This window comes from Cognatiluteimonas sedimenti (genome assembly GCF_022808325.1).
In the GTDB taxonomy this organism is placed as follows: Bacteria; Pseudomonadota; Gammaproteobacteria; order Xanthomonadales; family Xanthomonadaceae; genus Cognatiluteimonas; species Cognatiluteimonas sedimenti.
In genome coordinates this window covers 159,742-180,802 of record NZ_JALGCL010000002.1, presented here as the reverse complement: position 1 = coordinate 180,802, position 21,061 = coordinate 159,742, and the positions used below count along the sequence as shown (strand labels likewise).

Sequence of the window (21,061 nt, the reverse complement as noted above, 5' to 3'; positions counted from 1 at the left end):
AGCCGCGGCGCTCGCCGCGCGCCGGCTCAGCGCAAGGCGTTGAGCTGCATCGCGCGCAGGCGGTCGTCGGCGGTGCGCGCGGCATCGGTGCCCGGGTACAGCTGCACGACCCGGGCCAGGGTCGCTTCCGCGACGTCGAGCTGCTTGAGGCCGTATTGCGACAGGCCGACCTTGAGCAGGGCGCCGGGGGCCTTGTCGTGGGTCGGGTAGCGATCCAGCAGCGACTGGAACTGCTGCTGCGCCATCGCGTAGTTCTGGGTGACGTAATAGCTCTCGCCCAGCCAGTACAGCGCATTGGGGGTCCAGGCGCCATTGGGGTAGCGCTGCAGGAAGTCCTGGAACAGGCGCGCCGACTCGTCGTAGCGCCCTGCCTTCAGTACGTCGAAGGCGGCGTCGTAGGCAGCGCGCTCGCCCTCGGCCCCGGCCAGCAAGCCAGGATCGCCGTAGACGGCCGGCGGCCGCTCCGCGGAGCCCGCGGCCGCGGCCGGCGGTGCCGCGTTCGCCGATGCCGGCGTCGCCGGTACCGCCACCCCACCACCCTCCAGGCGGTTGAGGCGGCCGTCCAGGTCCAGGTACTGGTTGCGGCTGCTGTCGTGCCATTGCTGCTGCTGATGCTGCAACTCTTCCAGCTGCGAGCGCAGCGCCTGCACTTCGGCCTTGAGCGCGGTGACCTGGTTGAGCAGGTCGACGTTGCCCTGGTTGTTGGCGGCCTGCTGTTCGAGCGCTGCGACGCGCTCGGCGAGGCTGGCGCGTTGCGCCGATGCCGGCGGGACGGTGGCAAGCAGCAGCGCGCCGAGCAGGTGCGCGCCGACCAGGAGCGGGAGGCGTGGTGTGTTCATGGCTGCACTCTAGTCGATCGAAGCCGAACGCAAACAAAAACCCCCGGTTGCGGGGGCCGTGCAGGCGCTCGCGCGGCGAGGGCCCCTGCGATGCGCAGCCGGGAGCGGGATCCGCTCCCGGCCGCATCGCTACCTCTTACTTGGCCGTGTAGACGATCTCCACGCGGCGGTTCTTGGCCCAGCAATCCTCGCTGGACGCGGTACAGGTCGGGCGCTCTTCGCCGTAGCTGACCACGGTGATCTGGCTGCCGGAGCCGCCATTGGCCTGCAGCGCCGAGGACACCGCATTGCCGCGGCGCTCGCCCAGGCCGAGGTTGTACTCGCGGCTGCCGCGTTCGTCGGCATTGCCTTCCAGGGTCATGCGCGAAGACGGGCGGTCGCGCAGGTATTTGGCGTGGCAAGCCATCGCCGCCTGGAATTCCGGGCGCAGCGCGTCCTGGTCGAAATCGAAATACACCACCCGCTGGCGCAGGCAGGCATCGGTGTCCAGGTCCTCGGGACCATACATGCCAGCGCCCGTCGCCGGCTCGGTGACCGGGGCGGTGCTCGGGCCGGTATCGACCGGCGGGGCTTCCTTGACCTTCTTGGAGCAACCAATGGCCGCGGCGCACAGCAGCGCGGTCAACAACACTCGGGTAGTCGCGTTCATCGTCGTTCCTCGTCTTCTCGCTGGGTGGACAGCTGGCTTGGTGGAAAGCTGGCTGATGGAAAATCAGGGGTGGCAGCGCGCGGGCCGGAGGCCTGCGCGCCTGGCCGTTCAACGCTTCTGGCGATACGGTCCCCAGGCCGGCTCGCGCACGTCGCCGTCCGCAAGCACCAAACGCTGGCGGACGCGGGCATCGGCCGAGACCGCGTACAGCACGCCGCGACCGCCTTCGCGCGCGGCATACAGCACCATGCTGGCGTTGGGGGCGAAGCTGGGCGATTCGTCCAGCGAGCCGGGCGAGAGCATCGACCAGCGCGGCGACCCCAGGCTGCGGTCGAGCAGCGCGATCCGGTAGTTGTTGCCGTTGCCCTGGGCCATGGCGATCTTCTTGCCGTCGAAGGACACCGTGGCGGTGGCGTTGTAACTGCCCTGGAAGGTCACCCGGCTGGCGCCGCCGCCGCTGGAAGACACCTGGTAGATCTGCGGCTTGCCGCCGCGGTCGGAGGTGAAGTACAGCGAACCGCCGTCGGCGCTCCACACCGGCTCCGTGTCGATGCCCATCTGGTTGGTGATCCGGGTCAGCGCCTTGCTGCCCAGGTCCATCACGTAGATCTCGGGATTCCCCGACTTGGACAGGGTCAACGCCAGGCGGCGGCCGTCGGGCGAGAAATTCGGTGCGCCATTGATGCCGCGGAAGCTGGCGACCAGTTCGCGCGCGCCGGTGTTGATGTCCTGGATGTAGATCGACGAATTGCCGCGTTCGAAGCTGACGTAGGCCAGCCTGCGCCCGTCCGGGCTCCACGACGGCGACAGCAGCGGCTCGCCGGAGCGGACCACGGTTTGCGGGTTCCAGCCGTCGGCATCGGCGACCATCAGCGCGTAACGGCTGCCCCTGCCGACGCCGGTGGCGGTGACGTAGGCGATCCGGGTCCAGAACGCGCCGCGCACGCCGAGGATCTTCTCGTAGATGGCGTCGGCGACCTGGTGGGCGACGTCCCGCATGGCGTTGCTGCGCGCGGTCATGGCGAAGCCGAGCAGGCGCTGCTGCTTGGCCACGTCGAACAGTTCGTACTCGACCCGGTAGCCGCCGTCGCCGGCGTCCAGCACCCGGCCGACGACCAGGAAGTCCTGCTTCAGCAGCCGCCAGGTCGGGTAATTGACCTCGCCGCCGCGGGTCGGGCGCTCGACCATGTCGCGCTCGGGCAGGGTCCGGAACTGGCCGGAACGGGCCAGGTCGGCCGCGACCACCTCGGAGATGTCGGTCCCGGGCGCCGCCGCGGACCCCTGGTAGGGCATCGGCACCACCGCGATCGGCAGCGCCGAGGCGTTGCCGCCGACGATGTCGATCTCCAGCCCGCGGTCCTGGGCGACCGCCAGCAATGGCAGCAGCGCGGTGGACAGGAGCAGCATCAGGGTCGCCAGCCGGCGCAGGGGTCGTTTCATCGGCACTTCCGGGGGAAAGTCAGGATTGTTAACAGCTTGGCCGTGAAGGCTGTCTCAAAGATGAATGGAGCCGCACCGGCCCGGTGCCGCCTTGCTCGCGAACCGCCTCAGCGGTCCTGCGCTTCGAAGTTCAGGTACAGGGTGCGCTGGAACACTGCCTCGAAGCCGGCGTAGGGCAAGGGCTGCGCCTTGAGCACCGCGGCCTCGACCGAGCGCTGGCCCAGTTCGTCGTACGGGCACGAGGCCGCGACCTTGGCATCGATCACCTCGCCGCCGGGCAGCTGGCGGATGGTGATCCGGCAGCGCTGGCCCAGCGGCACCGTGTCCGGACGGGTCCAGTTGCGCAGGATCGCGTCCTGCAACGCCGCCGCGTAGCGCGCGGCCAGGTCGGGATCGACCCCGTTGTTTCCGGGCGGCGGGCTGGCGGCGGAATCCGAAGGGGTTGCCGCATCGGCGGTACTGCGGGTCCGCGCATCGGCGAGCTGCTTCAGCTTCTGCTCGGCCAGGTCGGCGGCGCGCGCGGCCTTTTCGCGCTCGGCCCGGATCTTCTTCAGCTTGTCGGCGAACTGCTGCTGCGCCAGCCGTTGCTGCTTCTCGGCCGCTTCCTGGCGCTCGCGCCGGGTCAGGTCGACCTGCTCCTGGCGGCGCTTTTCCTCCTGCTCGCGGGCGGCGCGGCGGGCGGCGTCGGCGTCGCGCTCGACGCGCTCCTGTTCGCGCGCGTCGGGCACGGGAATGGGTTCCTGCGCCTGCGGTTGCGGCGGCACGGGGGCGTCCTGCGGGCGTGCTTCGGGGGTCGGTTGCGGCGGCGGGACGGCGTCCTCGACCGGCCTGGGTTCCGGGGGCGCCTTGGCCGGGGCGTCGAGCGCGCGCCGCATCGGCGCGGACAGGGCGTCGGGATCGACCAGGTCGGCCTCGATCACAGGCCCGGCCGCGGACAGCGGTGCATTGGTGCGCGTCCACCACAGGCCGAGGAACATCAACGCGAACAGCAGCGCATGCAGCGCCAGCGCGCTGACCACCGCGGCATTGGTGTCGGCGCGGGTTTCCTTCACTTTTGCGCGGGCTCCGGCGAACTGGTCAGCAGCGTCGCCTTCTCGACCTTGGCTTCGGTGCGCAGCCGCTGCAGGATCTCGATCACCCGCGCGTAGGGCACCGCGCCGTCGCCGGCCACGAACACCACCAGGTTCGGGTTCTGGTTGCGGATCGCGGCAACCCGGAGCAGCAGTTCATCGGCGTCCAGCGCGATCTTGTCGGCCGGCCCCTGTTCGTCCTTCTGGATCAGCGACAGCGCCCCATCCTCGCCGACCTGGACCACGACCTGTTGCCTGGGCTGCTCGACGCTGGCCGCCGCGACCTGCGGCAACTTCACGTCCACGCCCAGGTTCAGCAGCGGCGCGGTGACCATGAAGATGATGAGCAGCACCAGCATGACGTCGATGTAGGGCACGACGTTGATCTCGGCCTTGAGCTTGCGCTTGCGGATGCGGCGGCCGGTGGCGGTCATGGCCATGGATGGAATCCTCTCGGGTCTTCAGCCGGTCGCGCCGGGAAACCTGCAATGCGGGCGCCCATCGGCGCCCTGGCCGGGTTCGGAATGACATGCCTTGCGCCTGGCATGCGGGGCCGGGGCATGGCGGCTATTCGTCCAGGTGCGCCTGGCGCTGCAGGATCGACGAGAACTCCTCGGAGAACGCGTCGTAGCGCACGCTCATGCGTTCGACCTTGGTGGCGAAGCGGTTGTAGGCCCAGACCGCCGGGATCGCCGCGAACAGGCCCATCGCGGTGGCGATCAGCGCCTCGGAGATGCCGGGGGCGACGGTCGCGATCGTGGCTTCCTTGACGTTGGCCAGGCCCTGGAACGAAATCATGATCCCCCACACCGTGCCGAACAGGCCGACGTAGGGACTGATCGAACCGACGTTGGCGAGGAACTCCAGGTTGTGCTCCAGCCCGTCGAGCTCGCGCGAGGCGGTCGCGCGCATCGCGCGCTGCGCGCCCTCGAGCTGGATCCGCGAATCCACGCCGCGACGCTGGCGGATGCGATTGAACTCGCGGAAGCCGCCCTCGAAGATCGCCTCCAGCCCGCCGATGTCGCGGTTGCGCTCGCTGGCGCCGGCGTAGAGCTTGGACAGCTCCGAGCCGGACCAGAAGCGTTCCTCGAAGCGGTCCGCTTCGCGCTCGGCACGATCGAGCACGCGCTTCTTGCGGAAGATGATCACCCACGAGGCGACCGAGGCGAACAGCAGCAGCACCAGCACCAACTGCACCGGGATGCTGGCGTGCAGCACCAGCGCCAGCATGTCGATGCCGTTGTGCGCGGCGGCGGGCGCCGCGGTGGCCACGGCCCGCGCGGCTTCGGCGCGCGCGTCTTCCGGCAGGGGTTCGACCGCGGCCTGCAGGGCTGCCAGCAATGGGGTCATGCGTCACGCTCCATCGGGTGGGATTGCATCAGGTTGTTGCAGTGTCACTTCAAGCGGCTTCAATTCCGCGTACAGCGCGCCGGGGATCGCGCGCGGGCGGAAATCGCCCGCGCCCAGCGCCGCCACCCGCACCTGCGCGTCCAGCAGCAGCGCGCCGTCGCGACGGATGGCCTGCGCGAGCACCAGGCTGGCTCGGCGGCACTGGAGCAACGCCACCGAGACGTCGAGCAGGTCGTCCAGCCGCGCCGGCAGGCGGAAATCCACCTGCATCGCGCGCACCGCGAACACCAGGTCGTGGTCGCGGCGCAGCACTTCCTGGCCCTTGCCGTGGGCGCGCAGCCATTCGCTGCGCGCCCGCTCCAGGAAGGCCAGGTACTGCGCGTGGTAGACCACGCCACCGGCGTCGGTATCCTCCCAATACACCCGTGTCGGCCAACTGAACACGGGTTCAGCCACCACTTGCATCTGCGGCGGGATCCGGTTCCGACCCTGCGTCCGCGAACAGGTCGTTGCGCCCGGCCCTGGGTTTCAGCCCGAGATGGCGGTACGCCTTGGCCGTGGCCATGCGCCCGCGCGCGCTGCGCACCAGGTAGCCCTGCTGGATCAGGTAGGGTTCGACCACGTCCTCGAGCGTGCCGCGCTCCTCGCTCAGCGCCGCGGCCAGCGACTCCACGCCGACCGGGCCACCGTCGAAGTTGTCGACGATCATGCGCAGCAGGCGGCGGTCGAGTTCGTCGAAGCCTTGGGGATCGACCTTGAGCATCTGCATCGCCGCCCTGGCGACGTCGTGGTCGATATGCCCCGCGGCACGCACCTGGGCGTAGTCGCGCACGCGCCGCAGCAGGCGGTTGGCGATGCGCGGGGTGCCGCGCGAACGCCGCGCGATCTCGCCGGCGCCCTCGGCCGCGCAATCGATGCCCAGGATCTGCGCCGAGCGCCGCACGATCCGGGTGAGGTCCTCGACCTCGTAGAACTCCAGCCGTTGCACGATGCCGAAGCGGTCGCGCAACGGCGCGGTGAGCAGGCCTGCACGGGTGGTGGCGCCGACCAGCGTGAACGGCGGCAGGTCGAGCTTGATCGAGCGCGCCGCCGGGCCCTCGCCGATCATGATGTCGATCTGGAAATCCTCCATCGCCGGATACAGCACTTCCTCGACCACCGGCGACAGGCGATGGATCTCGTCGATGAACAGCACGTCGTGCGGTTGCAGGTTGGTGAGCAGCGCGGCGAGGTCGCCGGCCTTCTCGATCACCGGGCCGGACGTCACCCGCAGGCCGACCCCGAGTTCATTGGCGATGACATGGCTCAGGGTGGTCTTGCCCAGCCCGGGCGGGCCGAAGATCAGCACGTGGTCCATCGCCTCGCCGCGCTTGCGCGCCGCCTCGATGTAGATCCCGAGCTGCTCGCGCACCGGTTGCTGGCCGAGGTATTCGTCGAGCCGCTTGGGGCGGATCGAGGCCTCGACGGCCTCGTCCTCACGGGTGGCACCGGCGGCGATGATGCGGTCTTCGGTCATGCCGGTATGGTCGCACGTGGCCCTTGCGAAGGGCAGCGCCGCCGGGCGGTCAGATTTCGACCTGCGCCCCGAGCTCCACCAGGCGGTTGCCCGGGATGCGGAAGAACACCGTCGCTGGCGCGGCGTTGCGATGCATCACCGCGAACAGCTTGTCGCGCCACACCGGCATGCCGCGGCGCTTGCCGGCGACCACGTTCTCGCGGCTGGCGAAATAGGTCGTCTCCATCGGGTCGAAATACACCCCGCCCTGGTCGCAGGAGCGCATCAGCGCCAACGGAACGTCGGGGGTCTCCATGAAGCCGAAGCGGATCACCACGCGGTAGAAGTCGTCGCCGATCGGTCTGATCTGCAGGCGTCCTGTCGATGGCGCGTATGGCACGTCAAGGGTCTGCACGGTCAGGAACACGTTGCGTTCGTGCAGCACCTTGTTGTGCTTGAGGTTGTGCAGCAGCGCCTGCGGCACCATGCCCTGCTGCGCGATCAGGAAGATCGCGGTGCCCGGCACCCGCACCGGCGGCGCCAGCATCAGCCCTGGCAGGAAGCTGTCGAGCTGGATGCCTTCCTTGCGGATCTCCTGGTACAGCAGTTCGCGGCCGCGGCGCCAGGTGCGCAACACGGTGAACACGGACAGACCGAGGACCACCGGGAACCAGGCCCCGTCGAAGAACTTGACGCCGTTGGCGACCAGGAAGGCGAGGTCCACCACCACGAACACCGCGCACAGGGGTAACACCCAGATGCGCCAGCGCGGCCAGGTCGCGCGCGCAACCAGCGCCAGCAGCAAGGTATCGATCAGCATGGTGCCCGATACCGAGACGCCGTAGGCCGATGCCAGCGCGGTCGAGCTTTCGAAGGCCAGCACGAGCGCGATCACGGCGACCATCAGCGCCCAGTTGATCCATGGAATGTAGATCTGGCCGATCGTGTCGCTGGACGTGTGCTTGATCTCCATGCGGGGGATGTAACCCAGCTGCATCGCCTGGCGGGCGACCGAGAATGCGCCGGTGATCACCGCCTGCGATGCGATCACCGTTGCCGCGGTGGCCAAGCCGATCATCGGAAACCGGCCCCAGTCCGGCACCCCGAGGTAGAAGGGATTCTGGATCGCGGCCGGATCCTCGAGCACCAGCGCACCTTGGCCGAGGTAGTTGAGCATCAGCGAAGGCAGGACGAAGAAATACCAACCCAGGCGAATGGGTTTTGCACCGAAGTGGCCCATGTCCGCGTACAGGGCCTCTCCACCGGTCACCGCCAGCACCACGGCTCCGAGTATGAAAACCCCATGCCAGCCGTGGGTCACGAAGAAGCGCGTCGCGAACCACGGGTTGAGCGCATGCAGCACTTCGGGCTCATGGTGGATGTTGGCCACGCCCAGGGCGGCCAGCGAGAGGAACCAGGCGATCGTGACTGGACCGAACACGCGTCCGACCCGCTCGGTCCCGTAGCGTTGCGTGGCGAACAATGCCAGCAGCACCAGCACGGTGATCGGCACCACCCAGGCGTCGAGCTGTGGCGCGGCCACCTCCAGGCCCTCGACCGCGGACAGGACCGAGATCGCCGGCGTGATCACGCCGTCGCCGAAGAACAGCGACGCGCCGAAGATCCCGAGGATCCCGACCGCATACGCCGAGCTCGACCCTTTGGGCAGGGTGCGCTGGGCGAGCGCCATCAGCGCCATGATGCCGCCTTCGCCCTCGTTGTCCGCGCGCATGATGATGGTGACGTACTTGAGCGTGACCACCACCATCAACGCCCAGAACACCAGCGACAAGATGCCGATCACCGTGTCGTGGTTGGCAGTCAGGCCATAGTGCGGGCTGAAGGCTTCCTTCAGCGTGTACAGCGGGCTGGTGCCGATGTCCCCGAACACGACCCCGATCGCACCGACGACCAAGCCGGTCAAACCGACATTGCCGTGGCCTTGGGTATCCTTGCTGGCGGCTTGCGCCGATGGTGCGTGGTTGGACATCAAGCTTCCCTGGAGTCGCCTCGCCGCCTCAGCGCAGCGCGGACTTTAGCGCCTTGCGGATGATGGCCGCGGCATCGTCGCCGGCGGCCACCGCATCGCGCGCCATGCGCGCGGCTTCGGCCGGCTTGTAGCCCAGTTGCTGCAGCGCCACCGTGGCCTCGGACTGGGCGTCGGCGGCGACGCCGGCCAGCGGGCCGCCAACGCTGGCCCCGCCCCACTCCATGCCCGCCGCGCGGTCGCGCAGCTCGACCACCATGCGTTCCGCGGTCTTCTTGCCGATCCCGGGGATGCGGGTGAGGGCAGCCACGTCGCCGGCCTGCAGCATGCGCGCGAACTCGTCCACGCTGGCGCCAGACAGCACCGCCAGCGCGATTTTCGCGCCGATGCCGCTGACCTTCTGCACGTCCCGGAACAGGCGCCGCTCGCCATCGCGCAGGAATCCGTACAGCGACACGCTGTCTTCCTTCTGCGCGTAGTGGGTGAACAGCGCCACCTCGCGGCCGACGTCGGGCAGGTCGTAGAAGGTGCTCATCGGCGCCTCCAGTTCATAGCCCACGCCATTGACGTCCACCACCAGCCACGGGGGCTGCTTGTGGGCGAGGATGCCCTTGAGGCGCCCGATCATCCGCGTCGTCTCCGCAACTGGTCGGTGGTGAGGCCGCTGCGCGCGGCGGTCGCGCCCATGTGCGCGTGGGTCAAGGCCACCGCCAGCGCGTCGGCGGCGTCGGCCTGCAGCCGGGTGTCCGGCAGCTTCAGCAGCAGCCGCACCATGTGCTGCACCTGCGCCTTGTCGGCGGCGCCGCGGCCGACCAGCGACTGCTTGATCACCCGCGGCTCGTATTCACTGACCGGCAGCCGCCGCCGCACCACGGTCGCCAGTGCCGCGCCGCGCGCATGGCCGAGTTTGAGCGCCGACATCGCCGACTTGTCCATGAACACCGTCTCGATCGCGACCTGCTGCGGCTGCCACTGCTCCAGCAACGCCTCCAGCCCTTCGCACAACAGGCCCAGCCGCGACGGGAAGTCGGCCGCGCCCAGCAGCACCAACGCCTGCGCGTGCACGTAGCTGCAGCGGCCGTCGGCGGCGACGTCGATGACGCCGATGCCGGTGCGCTGCGAGCCGGGGTCGATTCCGAGGATGCGGATCACGCCGCACGCCCCCGGCGCGTGGAACGCAGGGCCCGGAGCCGGACCCTGCCCTGGGCGTGGAGCGCCGCCGGGCGCGCGAAGTCGAAGGGGATTCCCGGGATCCTGGTCACGGCGTCAGCTTACGCGCTCAGGCGTACGCGTCCGCGCCCAGCTCGGCGTTGGAATACACGGCCTGCACGTCGTCGAGGTCCTCCAGCCAGCCCAGCAGCTTGGCGACCTGTTGCGCGGTGTCGCCGGAAACGGCGACATCGTTGTCCGCGCGCATCGTGACTTCGGCCAGGTCCGGCTTCAGGCCGGCGGCTTCCATCGCCGCCTTGACCGCGGCGAAGGCCTCGGGCGCCATGAGCACGTCGATCGCGCCGTCGTCGTAGGCGACCACGTCGTCGGCACCGGCCTCGATCGCCGCCTCGGTCACGGCATCCTCGCCCGCCCCGGGCGCATATGACAGCACGCCGAGCTTCCTGAACATGAAGGCGACCGAGCCGTCGGTGCCGAGGTTGCCGCCGAACTTGCCGAAGGCATGGCGCACGTCGGCCACGGTGCGCACCTTGTTGTCGGTCAGGCAATCGACGATCACCGCGATGCCGCCGGGTGCGTAGCCCTCGTAACGGATTTCCTCGTAGACCACGCCTTCCAGTTCGCCGGTGGCCTTCCGGATCGCGCGCTCGATGACGTCCTTGGTCATGTTCGCCGACAGGCCCTTGTCGATCGCCGCGCGCAGGCGCGGGTTGTTGGCGGGATCGCCGCCACCGGCGCGCGCGGCAACGCCGATCTCGCGGATGATCTTGGTGAAGATCTTGCCGCGGCGCGCGTCTTCGGCGTTCTTGCGGGCCTCGATGGACGGTCCTCTACCCATGGGATCCTGGTCTGCTGCGCGGGAAAGGCGGCGATTTTATCCCGCTTCAGTGGCCAGGAACGCATCCGGCCGCTGCGGGGGCGGTTTCGCCAGGGGCGATCGGGCGCGGCGGGCACTCCTGCCTCGAAGGTCGCGGAGGGCCGGTGCCCGCGCGCGCCTACGAATGGACGAAGTGGCCGTCGCGCAGGAACGCGACGGTCTGCGCCGCCGCCTGCGCCGAAAACAGCAGGCCGCTGTGGCTGGCATCGACCACGACGTGGTCGGCGAGCCCGGGCAGGCGGGTTTCGGCCACGGCCACGGTGCCGTCGTGCTCGCCGCCGAACCCGGCGAACAGCGCGCCCAGCCCGTGCGGCACGTGCCCCGCGATCGCCCCGACCTGCGCCCGCCCCTGCCAGCAGGCGATCCCCTGCTGCAGCAGCGCGGCGCTGCGCCCGAGCAGGCTCGCCGCCGGCGCCCAGCGCAGCATCCCGGTGGCCGCGCCGCTACCGGTCAGGGGCGAACCCAGGCAGACCACCCGCCGCACCGGCAGGTCCGGGGCCTCGCACAGCGCCTGCAACGCGATCAGGCCGCCGAGGCTGTGGGCGACGATGTCGATTCCATCGCCATGCTCGCGGGCATGCGCCTGCAGCCGTTCGACCAGCCGCGGCACCGCCAGGTCCGGACCGTCGGCGACGCTGTGGTAGCTGAAGGTTTCCGGGCTGTAGCCCGCCGTCCTGAGCTGCGTGGCCAGCCAGTGCATCGCCGCGCCGGGCATCCACAGGCCGTGCAGCAGGATGACGCGGTGGCTCATGCCGCCGATGCGCGACGCCGGAACATGAACTCGCGGTCGCGCACGCTGCCGACCGGAAACTCGTATTCGCCGGCCTTCTCGAACCCGTGCCGCGCGTAGAAGCGCTGCGCGCCCTGGTTCTCCGACCAGACGCTGATCCACAGCGTGCGCGGGCCTTCGCGTTGCAGCCAGTCGAGCGCGGCCTGGAACAGGCGCCCGCCCCAGCCGCCGTTGTGCAGCGAGGGCAGCAGGTACAGGCGCTTCAATTCGCCGTCGCCCGGTGCCACTTCAGGATGCGGCAGCCCGCAGGGGCCGGCGACCGCGTAGCCGACCGCTTCGCCGCTCCGGGCTTCCCCGGCCCGGGCATCGTCCTCCAGCAGCCAAAGCGCGAAGTGCGGATCGGCCAGGTAGCGCGCATAGGCCGCGGTGGAATGGCTTTCGCGCAGGAACGCCTGCAGGTCCGCGTCCGCATACAGGTGCCCGAAGGTGTCGACGAAGGTGCGCGTTCCGATCCGGGACAGCGCCTCGGCATCGGCGGGCACGGCGCGGCGGATCGCGAACGCCACGTCCTACTCCTTGTGCCTGGCACGGATCGACACGTGCACTTCGGCCAGCTGCTTGTCCGGCACCGGCGACGGCGCGCCGGTCATCAGGCATTGCGCGGTGGTGGTCTTGGGGAAGGCGATGACGTCGCGGATCGATTCGGTACCGGCCATCAGCGCGGCAATGCGATCGATGCCGAAGGCGATGCCGCCGTGCGGCGGCGCGCCGTACTTCAGCGCGTCGAGCAGGAAGCCGAACTTGGCTTCGGCTTCCTCGGCGCCGATTCCCAGCAGCTCGAACACCGCCGACTGCATCGCCGATCGATGGATGCGGATCGAGCCGCCGCCGATCTCGTTGCCGTTGAGCACCATGTCGTAGCCGCGCGAGACCGCGGTCCTGGCGTTCGCGCGCAGGTCGGCCTCGTCGTCGACCGCCGGCGCGGTGAACGGGTGGTGCAGCGCGACGTAACGCTGCTCCTCGTCGTCCCACTCGAACATCGGGAAGTCGGTGACCCACAGCGGCGCCCAGCCTTCCGCGACCAGGTTGAAATCCTTGCCGGCCTTGAGCCGCAGCGCCCCCATGAAGTCGCTGACCACGTTGTACGGGCCGGCGCCGAAGAACACGATGTCGCCATGGCCGGCGCCCACTGCCCGGAGCACGGCCGTGAACGCGGCTTCGTCGAAGAACTTGGCGATCGGCGAGTTGACCACGCCGGCCTCGTCGATCTTGGCGTAGGCCAGGCCCTTGGAGCCGTACTTGGCCGCGTGGGCGGCGTATTCGTCGATCTGCTTGCGCGACAGCGACGCGCCGCCGGGGATGCGCAGCGCGGCAACGCGCCCGCCCTCGGCGCCGGCCCAGTCGGTGAATACCTTGAACTGCGAGGACTTGACCTGCTCCGCGACGTCGACCAGTTCCAGCGCGATGCGCAGGTCCGGCTTGTCGGAACCGTAGCGGCGCATCGCTTCGGCGTAGGTCATGCGCGGGAACGGCGCGGCCAGCTCCACGTCCATCACTTCGCGGAACACGTCGCGGATCAGCGCCTCGGTGGTGTCCTGCACGACCTGCTCGTCGACCCAGGCGAACTCCATGTCCAGCTGCGTGAACTCGAGCTGGCGGTCGGCGCGCAGCGCCTCGTCGCGGAAGCATCGCGCGATTTGATAATAGCGGTCGAAGCCCGCGACCATCAGGATCTGCTTGAACAACTGCGGCGACTGCGGCAGCGCGTAGAACTCGCCCGCGTGCATCCGCGCCGGCACCAGGAAGTCGCGCGCGCCTTCGGGCGTGGCCTTGGTCAGGATCGGGGTTTCGATGTCCTGGAAGCCACGCGCATCCAGCCAGCGCCGCAGCGCCTGCACCAGCCTGGTGCGGGTGCGCATCATCTGCTGCATCTTCGGCGTGCGCAGGTCCAGGTAGCGGTACTTGAGGCGGATGTCCTCGCCGGCGTTCTCGTGGGCATGGAACGGCAGCGGCTGCGCCTTGTTCAGCACCTCGATCGACTGCGCGACGACCTCGACCTGGCCGGTCGCGATCCTGTTGTTGACGCTCTGGCGCCGGCGCACGACGCCGGTCACGCGCAGGCAGTCCTCGTAGCCGACCTGGGCGGCGGTGGCGACGACCGCGGCGTTGCCCGCGCTGCCGGCATCGGGTTCGGCGACGACCTGGACGATGCCCTCGTGGTCGCGCAGGTCGATGAAGCACAGGCCGCCGAGGTCGCGGGCGACGTCGGCCCAGCCGCACAGGGCCACGGTCTGGCCGACCAGGGCCTCGTCGATCAGGCCGCAGAAATGGGTACGCATGGATACTCCGGGGTTCCGGCACCGGCCGGAAAGCCGGTCATTTTAGCCGGTAGCGCAAGGCCTGCCGGGTTTCCGACGGCGCGGGCGGACAACGGGCGCGTCCGCCGCGGCGGCCCGCAACCAGACATCGGTTCTAGGAAGCGGGCTTGGCGACTTCGGCTTTCGCAGCCGGCTTCGGCTCCGGCTTGGCCTCGGCCTTTGTCTCGGCCTTGGCTGCGGCGGGCTTGGCCTCGGGCCTGTCGCCGCTGCCGGTCCCGGCGGCATCGCCCGCCAGGTTGCGCTTGCGGTCGCCATCCTTCTTGAAGTCGGTCTCGTACCAGCCGCTGCCCGAGAGCCGGAACGACGGCGCCGTCACCTGCCGCTCGACCGCGGGCGCTCCACATGCCGGGCACGCGGCCGGGTCCGGATCGGACAGCTTCTGCAGGCGGTCGAACTGGTGGCCGCAGGCGGCGCAGGCGAATGCGTAGATCGGCATGGGGCGAGGCAACGCTGGAAACCAGCGCATATTCTGGGGCCTGCAACCGCGCAATCAAGCCGCGAGACCCCGATCGCTGAAAGGCCAACGACCGGAACGCGCCCCGGCCCTCGCCACGAGCCATCCGGGATGGTCCCGATGCTCGATCCGTTGCTCCGGGACCGGGGTGGCAAGCGGTGCGCCCGCGCGCGTCAGCCCGGCATTGCCCTGTCCGACTCCCCCGGAGGCGCGCCGACGCGGTCCTCGGGATGGCGATGGTCGCGGACGTCGATCGGATCGATGTCGAAGGCCTGGTGCAGCACCAGCGACGGCAGCAGCGTGTTGAGCGTGGTGTACAGGATCAACCCGCCGAACAGCGCGCCAGGGATGGCGAAGCGCGCGTGCAGGATCTCCGCCAGCACCAGCGTGAACACCAGCGTCGGCGCCAGCGCCACCGACACCCGCAATGCGCTGCGGTGCGACTCGCGGAAGAGCACCCGGCGCTGCAACCAGGTGATGCCCACGCGTAGCGGCAGCACGATCGCGGTGAGCACCACGCCCGTCGCCAGCGCCTCCCAGCTCAGCGCGTCGCGCGAGACCTGGGTGCCTGCGTGGAAGAAATAGAACGGCACGAAGAACGTCGCGAACAGGCGCAACGCCTGGATGTTGTCGTGGGAGGCCAGCCGCGGCATGCGATCGCGCAGCAGGCGCGCGGTCAGCCCGGCGATGAACGCACCGACCAGGTAGTACACCCCGAGCTTGAAGGTGACGTAGGCGGCGACCATCCCCACCATCACCAGCAGCGAGAACTCCGAGCCCGGAGCCTGCGGCATCACCCAGCGCCCCAGCGCCAGGAACAGCAGCGGCAGCCCGACCAGAAGCGCGAGCATCGCCAGCGATGCGGTCCCCAGCTGCAGCGGATCATCGGCCTGCAGCACCACGAACAGCACCGCCAGTGCCAGCAATTCGCCGGCGATCGCCTTGCTGGTGACCCAGAAGCGTTCGCCCGGGTCGAGCCCGAGGCGTTCGAGGGTGTCGAGGATGAATCCGGTGGATGGCGTCAGCAGCGCCAGCGCCAGCAGCGTCGAGGCCTGCCACCCCAGGTCGAGGTAGCGCCAACCGAGCCAGGTGATGAGCGCCAGCGACGCGACGCGGACCAGCAGGTGCAGCGTCAGCCGTCCGAGCCCGCGCCGCAATGCCTTCAGTTCCACCTCCAGGCCGGCGAACAGGAACAGGGAGGAAATGCCCAGCGCCGAGAGCAGCACCACCACCGGATCGTGGGTGCGGTCGCCCCAGGCGAGCATCGCGCCGATGCCCAGCAGCAGGCAGCTGATCGGCGCCGGGATCTGCAGCCGCTGCAATGCGCGCGGCACCACCAGCAGCCCGAAGATCAGCAGCAGGTAGACCAGTTCGTTGCTCATGCGTTCCCTGCCGGCAGCGGTTGCCGCATGGTCGCGGCGTGGGGCGACGATGGCAAGCTCCGGCCGGCGGCGCATGCGCGAGGCCGCGGTCCGGCGATGTTCTCCAGGTGCGCGCCGGCCAGGGACCCGTGGACGTTCAGGCCGTTTCGTACAGCGCCAGCAGCGCCTGCTCCGCGGTTTCCAGTGCCGTGCGCAGCTCGCCCTGCTCGCGCCCGAGCTGCGCGGCGCGCACGCCATTGTCCTGCGCGTACAGCCGCGGATCGGCGAGTTCGGCTTCGATCGCCGCGAGCCGGGATTCCAGTTCGGCCACGCGCGCCTCGGCCTGGGCCAGCTTGCGGGGGTTGATTGGCGACGCCGGCTTCGGCGCCGGCGCTGGCGCGGACACCAGCGGCGCCTTCGCCGGCTTGTCGAGCTTCGCCGTTTCGCTGCCCGGGCGCGAGCGCAGCCACGCCGCGTATTCGTCCAGGTCGCCGTCGAAGGCCTCGACCTTGCCGCTGGCCACGCGCCAGAACGTCTCGCACACCAGCCCGATCAGGTGGCGGTCGTGCGAGACCATGACGATGGCGCCATCGAAATCGCTCAGCGCTTCGGCCAGCGCCTCGCGCATGTCGAGGTCGAGGTGGTTGGTCGGTTCGTCGAGCAGCAGCACGTTGGGTTGCCGCCACGCGATCAGGGCCAGCGCCAGGCGCGCGCGCTCGCCGCCGGAGAAGCCGTCGATGCTCTCGAAGGCGCGGTCGCCGGGGAAGTTCCACTTGCCGAGGAAATCGCGGAACGCCTGCACCGCGCTGTCCGGGGACAACTCGCGCAGGTGGTCGATCGGCGACTGCCCCGCATGCAGCGATTCCACCGTGTGCTGGGCGAAGTAGCCGATGCGCATGTCCGGGTGCGCGTTGCGCTCGCCGGCCAGCAGCGGCAGCTCGCCCACCAGGGTCTTGACCAGCGTCGACTTGCCGGCCCCGTTGGGACCGAGCAGGCCGACGCGGTCGCCGGCCTCGAGTCCGAAATTGACGTCGTGCAGGATCACTGTGGGAGGGGCTTCAGCCCCGAGCTTCTGGAGTGGATGGGAAGAGCTCGCGGCTGAAGCCGCTCCCACAGAAGCCGCTCCAATAGGGGCCACGCCATAGCCCGCATCGACGTGGTTCAGGCGGATCAGCGAATTGGGCATTCGCGCCGGCTGCGGGAATTCGATCCGCAGCGAGCGTTCCGCGCGTACCGCCTCGGTGCCGGCGAGCTTGGCCAGCCGCTTCATCCGCGACTGGGCCTGCCTGGCCTTGCTGGCCTTGGCCTTGAAGCGGTCGATGAACGATTGCAGGTGCGCGCGCTCGGCCTGTTCCTTCTCGTGCGCGATCTGCTGCTGGCGCAGCTGCTCGGCGCGCTGGCGCTCGAACGCGGTGTAGCCGCCGGTGTACAGCTTCGCCCTGCCTTCGTGCAGGTGCAGGGTGTGGGTGGTGACGTTGTCGAGGAACTCGCGGTCGTGCGAGATCACCAGCAGCGTGCCCGGATAGCGCAACAGCCACTGTTCCATCCACAACACCGCGTCGAGGTCGAGGTGGTTGGTGGGTTCGTCCAGCAGCAGCAGGTCCGACGGCGTCATCAGCGCGCGCGCGACGTTGAGCCGCACGCGCCAGCCGCCGGAGAAGTCCGACACCGGGCGGGCGTGGGTTTCGGCCGCGAACCCCAGGCCGTGCAGCAGGCGCCCGGCGCGCGCGGAGGCATCGTAGCCATTCAACTCCTCGAGCCGGTGGTGGGCTTCGGCGACCGCTTCCCAGTCCTCGTTGGCGAAGGCGTTGGCCTCGGCCTGGATCGCGGCGTGCACCGCGGCGTCGCCCGACAGCACGAAGTCGCTCGCCGCGTCCGGCAGCGACGGCGTCTCCTGCGCCACCGATGCGATCCGCGCCTTGCCTGGCAGGTCGAGGTCGCCCTTGTCGGGTTCGAGCTGGTGCATCAGGGCGGCGAACAACGAGGACTTGCCGGTGCCGTTGCGACCGACCACGCCCACGCGCCAGCCCGCCTGCAGGGTCAGGTCGACATCGGACAGCAGCAGGCGCTCGCCCCGCCGGAGGGCGAAATTGCGGAAGGAAATCATCCGGCCATTGTAACGGCCCGGCCCGGCCCGGCCGCCCTGGCCGGTCGGCCGCAGCCCGGCCGCGGTGCGTCGCCAGCCACGCCGTGGCCTGCGCGCGACTTTCACCCCCGCCCCGCACTGCTGCCGATAGCGTGCCGGGATGGACCTGAAGAGCGGTTACCCCTGGTGGGCGGTGCGCAACGGGTTGCTGCATGCCTTCCCGCCACTGCAACGCGACCTGCGCTGCGACGTGGCGGTACTCGGCGGCGGCATCAGCGGCGCGCTGATCGCCGACGAGCTGGCGGCGCATGGCCACGAGGTCGTGGTGATCGACCGCCGCGACATCGGCTGGGGCAGCACCGCGGCCAGCACCGCGCTGCTGCAATACGAGATCGATACGCCGATGACGGACCTGGCCAGGCGTTATGGCGAAGCCGACGCGGTGCTCGCCTATCGCAGCTGCGCCGAAGCCATCGGGATGCTGCGGACCAAGGCCGCCGAAGTGCGCGATGTCGGCTTCGCCCGAACCCGAAGCCTCTATTACGCCAGCAAGCGCCGGCATGCGAAGGCGTTGCGCGAGGAATTCGAACTGCGCAAGCGGCACGGATTCGATGTCGCCTGGCTCGACCCCGGCGCGGTCCGCGGCCGTTACGGATTCGACGCGCCGGGCGCGATCCTCAGCCGCGTGGCCGCGCGCATGGATCCCTACCGGATGGCCTATCGCCTGCTGGCACGCCTGCAGGAGCGCGGCATCGAGGTCTTCGATCGCACCGACATCGCGCAGGTCAGCGCCACGCCGCGCGGCGTCACCCTGACCACGCCGGAGGGCTGCCGGGTGCGTGCCCGCCACGTGGTGCTGGCCGCCGGCTACGAGAGCCAGCAATGGCTGGACCAGCGCGTGGCCCGCAACCGCAGCAGCTACGCGTGCGTCTCCGATCCGATCGAGCGCGGCGCGCTCGGCGCGCTGGCCACCACGCTGTTCTGGGAAACGGCGCGCCCCTACCTGTACCTGCGCGCCACCAGCGACGGCCGCGTCCTGGTCGGCGGCGCCGACGATGCGGTCGACATCCCCGCGCGCCGCGACGCGCGCGTCGACGGCAAGGCGCGCAAGCTGTTGCGGCAGGTACTGGACCTGTTCCCGGGGCTGCCGCTGGTGCCCGCGTTCGCCTGGGCCGGCACCTTTGCCGAAACCGCGGACGGCCTGCCGTTCTTCGGCCCGCATCCGCAATACGGACCGCGGGTGCTGTTCGCGATGGCGTATGGCGGCAACGGCATCACCTACAGCATGCTCGGCGCCGGCCTGCTGCGGGCGCTGGTCGAGCGGCGGCGACACCCGCTGGCCGCGCTGTTCGCGTTTTCGCGGCTGCAGCGCTGATCCTGCCGTCATCGGCGCCGCCCCTGGCCAGTAGGGCACGAGCCGGCACCGGGGACACGGTTTGCGCGGGCACGGCGGCAGCGGCGACACTCCCGGACCTGACCACGCACGGCCGACGAATGCCGCACCACACCTCACTGATCGCGATGCTGGTATTCGGCTTCGTGCTGGCCTTCGCGCTGGGCGCGCTGGCCCACCGGCTGCGGCTGTCGCCGCTGGTCGGCTACCTGCTCGCGGGGGTGCTGGCCGGGCCGTTCACGCCGGGCTTCGTCGGCGACGCCGAGATCGCGCCGCAACTGGCCGAGATCGGCGTGATCCTGCTGATGTTCGGGGTCGGCCTGCATTTCTCGCTGCGCGACCTGATGTCGGTGAAGAACATCGCCATCCCCGGCGCGGTCGCGCAGATCGCGGTAGCGACGCTGCTGGGCTGGGGCCTGGCCGAGATGATGGGCTGGTCGCACATCCAGGGCATCGTGTTCGGTTTCTCGCTGGCCACGGCCAGCACCGTGGTGCTGCTGCGGGCGATGGAGGAGCGGCGGCTGCTGGATACGCGCCGGGGCAAGATCGCGGTCGGCTGGCTGATCGTCGAGGACCTGGCCTGCGTGGTCGCGCTGGTGCTGATCCCGGCGCTGGCCGGGGCGCTCGCCGGCGCCGAGGCGGTGGGCGCCGGCGCGGTGCTGAAGGCGCTGGCGCTGACCTTCGGCAAGGTCGCCGCGTTCGTCGCCTTCATGCTGGTCGTCGGCCGCAAGGCGATCCCGTGGGTGCTGGAGCGGGTGGCGGGCACCGGTTCGCGCGAACTGTTCACGCTGGCGGTGCTGGCGATCGCGATGGGCGTGGCGTTCGGTTCCGCCGAACTGTTCGGGGTGTCGTTCGCGCTCGGTGCGTTCTTCGCCGGCATGCTGCTGAACGAGTCCGAGTTCAGCCACCAGGCGGCGCAGGATTCCCTGCCGATGCGCGACGCATTCGCGGTGCTGTTCTTCGTCTCGGTGGGCATGCTGTTCGACCCCAACATCCTGGTCCAGCATCCGTGGCAGGTGCTGGCCACCACCCTGATCATCGTGTTCGGCAAGTCCGCGGCGGCGTACGCGATCGTGCGTGCGTTCGGCCATCCCAACGCGACCGCGCTGACGATCTCCACCAGCCTGGCGCAGATCGGCGAGTTCGCCTTCATCATCGCCGGACTCGGCTTGACGCTGGGGATCCTGCCCAAGGACGGCCACAGCCTGGTGCTGGCCGGCGCGCTGATCTCGATCATGCTCAACCCGATTCTGTTCATGGTGCTGGACCGCTGGATGGCGCGCGAGAACGCACGCGTCGCCGCGAACGCGCCACCCGAGCCGGAAGTCGTGCCGATGGACATCGCCGGCCACGCGATCATCGTCGGCTATGGCCGCGTCGGCAGCCAGCTGGCCAAGTTGCTGCACGAGCGCGGCGTGCCGCTGGTGGTGATCGAGGACGACGCCGACCTGGTCGAACAGGCGCGGGCCTACGGCTTGCCGGTGGTTCGCGGCAATGCCGCCAACAAGCGGGTGCTGCAGGAGGCCGCGCCGGAGCGCGCGAAGCTGGCGGTGTTCGCCATCCCGCAGGCGCTGGAAGCCGGCGAGACGATCGAGCGGTTGAAGGCGCTCAACCCCCGGATCACGGTGCTGGCGCGCGCGCACAGCGAAGCGCAGGTCAAGCACCTGCTCGCGCACGGCGCCGATGCCGCGGTCCTGGCCGAACGCGAACTCGCCTACTCCCTCGCGGAGATGGTGATGGCGACGCCGCCTTACCGGCCGGCGCGCACTGCAGTGTGAGCGG

General features: G+C 69.9%; 20 protein-coding genes. 2 read left to right on the top strand and 18 right to left on the bottom strand.

Features of this window, described 5'->3' with window-relative positions; genetic code table 11:
• Positions 1 to 26: 26 nt before the first annotated feature.
• From ybgF to abc-f, 18 genes are all read right to left on the bottom strand, one after another.
• Positions 27 to 839: a tol-pal system protein YbgF gene (ybgF, locus tag MQC88_RS07485; protein WP_243320669.1), complete on the bottom strand. Its 813-nt coding sequence runs from the start codon at positions 837 to 839 to the stop codon at positions 27 to 29.
• A 136-nt stretch (positions 840 to 975) separates the two neighbouring features.
• The gene (gene pal, locus MQC88_RS07480; RefSeq protein ID WP_243320666.1) at positions 976 to 1,488 is read right to left on the bottom strand and encodes a peptidoglycan-associated lipoprotein Pal; all 513 of its coding nucleotides are present in this window, start codon (positions 1,486 to 1,488) and stop codon (positions 976 to 978) included.
• 108 nt (positions 1,489 to 1,596) lie between these two features.
• Positions 1,597 to 2,928 (bottom strand): Tol-Pal system beta propeller repeat protein TolB, encoded by a 1,332-nt coding sequence (gene tolB / locus MQC88_RS07475; RefSeq protein ID WP_243320664.1) that lies wholly within the window; start codon positions 2,926 to 2,928, stop codon positions 1,597 to 1,599.
• A gap of 107 nt (positions 2,929 to 3,035) precedes the next feature.
• Positions 3,036 to 3,905 carry a TonB C-terminal domain-containing protein gene (locus tag MQC88_RS07470; protein WP_243321294.1) on the bottom strand — a complete coding sequence of 290 codons (870 nt, stop codon included), beginning with the start codon at positions 3,903 to 3,905 and terminating at the stop codon, positions 3,036 to 3,038.
• A 71-nt stretch (positions 3,906 to 3,976) separates the two neighbouring features.
• A complete protein-coding gene (locus MQC88_RS07465) occupies positions 3,977 to 4,432 on the bottom strand; it encodes an ExbD/TolR family protein (protein ID WP_243321292.1) in 456 nt (151 codons plus the stop codon).
• 133 nt (positions 4,433 to 4,565) lie between these two features.
• Complete coding sequence (gene tolQ, locus MQC88_RS07460; protein WP_243320663.1) at positions 4,566 to 5,348, bottom strand: protein TolQ; 783 nt, start codon at positions 5,346 to 5,348, stop codon at positions 4,566 to 4,568.
• 3 nt (positions 5,349 to 5,351) lie between these two features.
• Entirely contained in the window at positions 5,352 to 5,804 is a 453-nt protein-coding gene (gene ybgC, locus MQC88_RS07455; RefSeq protein ID WP_425491604.1) for a tol-pal system-associated acyl-CoA thioesterase, read from the bottom strand.
• Positions 5,797 to 6,864 (bottom strand): Holliday junction branch migration DNA helicase RuvB, encoded by a 1,068-nt coding sequence (ruvB, locus tag MQC88_RS07450; RefSeq protein WP_243320659.1) that lies wholly within the window; start codon positions 6,862 to 6,864, stop codon positions 5,797 to 5,799. The genes ybgC and ruvB overlap by 8 nt, the downstream gene beginning before the upstream one ends.
• A gap of 49 nt (positions 6,865 to 6,913) precedes the next feature.
• Entirely contained in the window at positions 6,914 to 8,836 is a 1,923-nt protein-coding gene (locus MQC88_RS07445) for a potassium transporter Kup (protein WP_425491603.1), read from the bottom strand.
• 25 nt (positions 8,837 to 8,861) lie between these two features.
• Positions 8,862 to 9,458 carry a Holliday junction branch migration protein RuvA gene (ruvA, locus tag MQC88_RS07440; RefSeq protein WP_243320655.1) on the bottom strand — a complete coding sequence of 199 codons (597 nt, stop codon included), beginning with the start codon at positions 9,456 to 9,458 and terminating at the stop codon, positions 8,862 to 8,864.
• Positions 9,455 to 9,982 carry a crossover junction endodeoxyribonuclease RuvC gene (gene ruvC / locus MQC88_RS07435; protein ID WP_243320653.1) on the bottom strand — a complete coding sequence of 176 codons (528 nt, stop codon included), beginning with the start codon at positions 9,980 to 9,982 and terminating at the stop codon, positions 9,455 to 9,457. The genes ruvA and ruvC overlap by 4 nt, the downstream gene beginning before the upstream one ends.
• 127 nt (positions 9,983 to 10,109) lie before the next feature.
• Positions 10,110 to 10,838 (bottom strand): YebC/PmpR family DNA-binding transcriptional regulator, encoded by a 729-nt coding sequence (locus tag MQC88_RS07430; RefSeq protein WP_243320650.1) that lies wholly within the window; start codon positions 10,836 to 10,838, stop codon positions 10,110 to 10,112.
• A gap of 157 nt (positions 10,839 to 10,995) precedes the next feature.
• Positions 10,996 to 11,628, bottom strand: a complete 633-nt coding sequence (locus MQC88_RS07425) for a putative lipase (RefSeq protein ID WP_243320647.1) — start codon at positions 11,626 to 11,628, stop codon at positions 10,996 to 10,998.
• On the bottom strand, positions 11,625 to 12,173 hold the full coding sequence (locus tag MQC88_RS07420) for a GNAT family N-acetyltransferase (RefSeq protein ID WP_243320646.1): 549 nt from the start codon (positions 12,171 to 12,173) through the stop codon (positions 11,625 to 11,627). Before MQC88_RS07420 ends, MQC88_RS07425 begins: the two co-directional genes overlap by 4 nt.
• A 3-nt stretch (positions 12,174 to 12,176) precedes the next feature.
• Complete coding sequence (gene aspS / locus MQC88_RS07415; protein WP_243320644.1) at positions 12,177 to 13,946, bottom strand: aspartate--tRNA ligase; 1,770 nt, start codon at positions 13,944 to 13,946, stop codon at positions 12,177 to 12,179.
• Positions 13,947 to 14,079: 133 nt separating this feature from the next.
• Positions 14,080 to 14,421 (bottom strand): FmdB family zinc ribbon protein, encoded by a 342-nt coding sequence (locus MQC88_RS07410; RefSeq protein ID WP_243320642.1) that lies wholly within the window; start codon positions 14,419 to 14,421, stop codon positions 14,080 to 14,082.
• A 191-nt stretch (positions 14,422 to 14,612) separates the two neighbouring features.
• Positions 14,613 to 15,821: a cation:proton antiporter gene (locus tag MQC88_RS07405; RefSeq protein WP_243320640.1), complete on the bottom strand. Its 1,209-nt coding sequence runs from the start codon at positions 15,819 to 15,821 to the stop codon at positions 14,613 to 14,615.
• A 136-nt stretch (positions 15,822 to 15,957) separates the two neighbouring features.
• Positions 15,958 to 17,907 carry a ribosomal protection-like ABC-F family protein gene (gene abc-f, locus MQC88_RS07400; RefSeq protein ID WP_243320638.1) on the bottom strand — a complete coding sequence of 650 codons (1,950 nt, stop codon included), beginning with the start codon at positions 17,905 to 17,907 and terminating at the stop codon, positions 15,958 to 15,960.
• Between the two features lie 139 nt (positions 17,908 to 18,046).
• Here abc-f and MQC88_RS07395 point away from each other — a divergent pair, with 139 nt between their 5' ends.
• Positions 18,047 to 19,261, top strand: a complete 1,215-nt coding sequence (locus MQC88_RS07395) for an NAD(P)/FAD-dependent oxidoreductase (protein ID WP_243320636.1) — start codon at positions 18,047 to 18,049, stop codon at positions 19,259 to 19,261.
• A 119-nt stretch (positions 19,262 to 19,380) separates the two neighbouring features.
• Positions 19,381 to 21,057 (top strand): YbaL family putative K(+) efflux transporter, encoded by a 1,677-nt coding sequence (gene ybaL, locus MQC88_RS07390; RefSeq protein ID WP_243320634.1) that lies wholly within the window; start codon positions 19,381 to 19,383, stop codon positions 21,055 to 21,057.
• Positions 21,058 to 21,061 lie beyond the last annotated feature (4 nt).

Bases quoted from the DNA above. Each gene is read 5' to 3' on its own strand.
- MQC88_RS07395 (WP_243320636.1), top strand. From the start codon at position 18,047: ATGGACCTGAAGAGCGGTTACCCCTGGTGGGCGGTGCGCAACGGGTTG.
- MQC88_RS07430 (WP_243320650.1), bottom strand. From the start codon at position 10,838: ATGGGTAGAGGACCGTCCATCGAGGCCCGCAAGAACGCCGAAGACGCG.
- tolB (WP_243320664.1), bottom strand. From the start codon at position 2,928: ATGAAACGACCCCTGCGCCGGCTGGCGACCCTGATGCTGCTCCTGTCC.
- MQC88_RS07465 (WP_243321292.1), bottom strand. From the start codon at position 4,432: ATGACCGCCACCGGCCGCCGCATCCGCAAGCGCAAGCTCAAGGCCGAG.
- ruvA (WP_243320655.1), bottom strand. From the start codon at position 9,458: ATGATCGGGCGCCTCAAGGGCATCCTCGCCCACAAGCAGCCCCCGTGG.
- MQC88_RS07405 (WP_243320640.1), bottom strand. From the start codon at position 15,821: ATGAGCAACGAACTGGTCTACCTGCTGCTGATCTTCGGGCTGCTGGTG.
- MQC88_RS07410 (WP_243320642.1), bottom strand. From the start codon at position 14,421: ATGCCGATCTACGCATTCGCCTGCGCCGCCTGCGGCCACCAGTTCGAC.
- ybaL (WP_243320634.1), top strand. From the start codon at position 19,381: ATGCCGCACCACACCTCACTGATCGCGATGCTGGTATTCGGCTTCGTG.
- pal (WP_243320666.1), bottom strand. From the start codon at position 1,488: ATGAACGCGACTACCCGAGTGTTGTTGACCGCGCTGCTGTGCGCCGCG.
- ybgF (WP_243320669.1), bottom strand. From the start codon at position 839: ATGAACACACCACGCCTCCCGCTCCTGGTCGGCGCGCACCTGCTCGGC.
- MQC88_RS07470 (WP_243321294.1), bottom strand. From the start codon at position 3,905: ATGTTCCTCGGCCTGTGGTGGACGCGCACCAATGCACCGCTGTCCGCG.
- MQC88_RS07425 (WP_243320647.1), bottom strand. From the start codon at position 11,628: ATGAGCCACCGCGTCATCCTGCTGCACGGCCTGTGGATGCCCGGCGCG.
- tolQ (WP_243320663.1), bottom strand. From the start codon at position 5,348: ATGACCCCATTGCTGGCAGCCCTGCAGGCCGCGGTCGAACCCCTGCCG.
- aspS (WP_243320644.1), bottom strand. From the start codon at position 13,946: ATGCGTACCCATTTCTGCGGCCTGATCGACGAGGCCCTGGTCGGCCAG.
- abc-f (WP_243320638.1), bottom strand. From the start codon at position 17,907: ATGATTTCCTTCCGCAATTTCGCCCTCCGGCGGGGCGAGCGCCTGCTG.
- ruvB (WP_243320659.1), bottom strand. From the start codon at position 6,864: ATGACCGAAGACCGCATCATCGCCGCCGGTGCCACCCGTGAGGACGAG.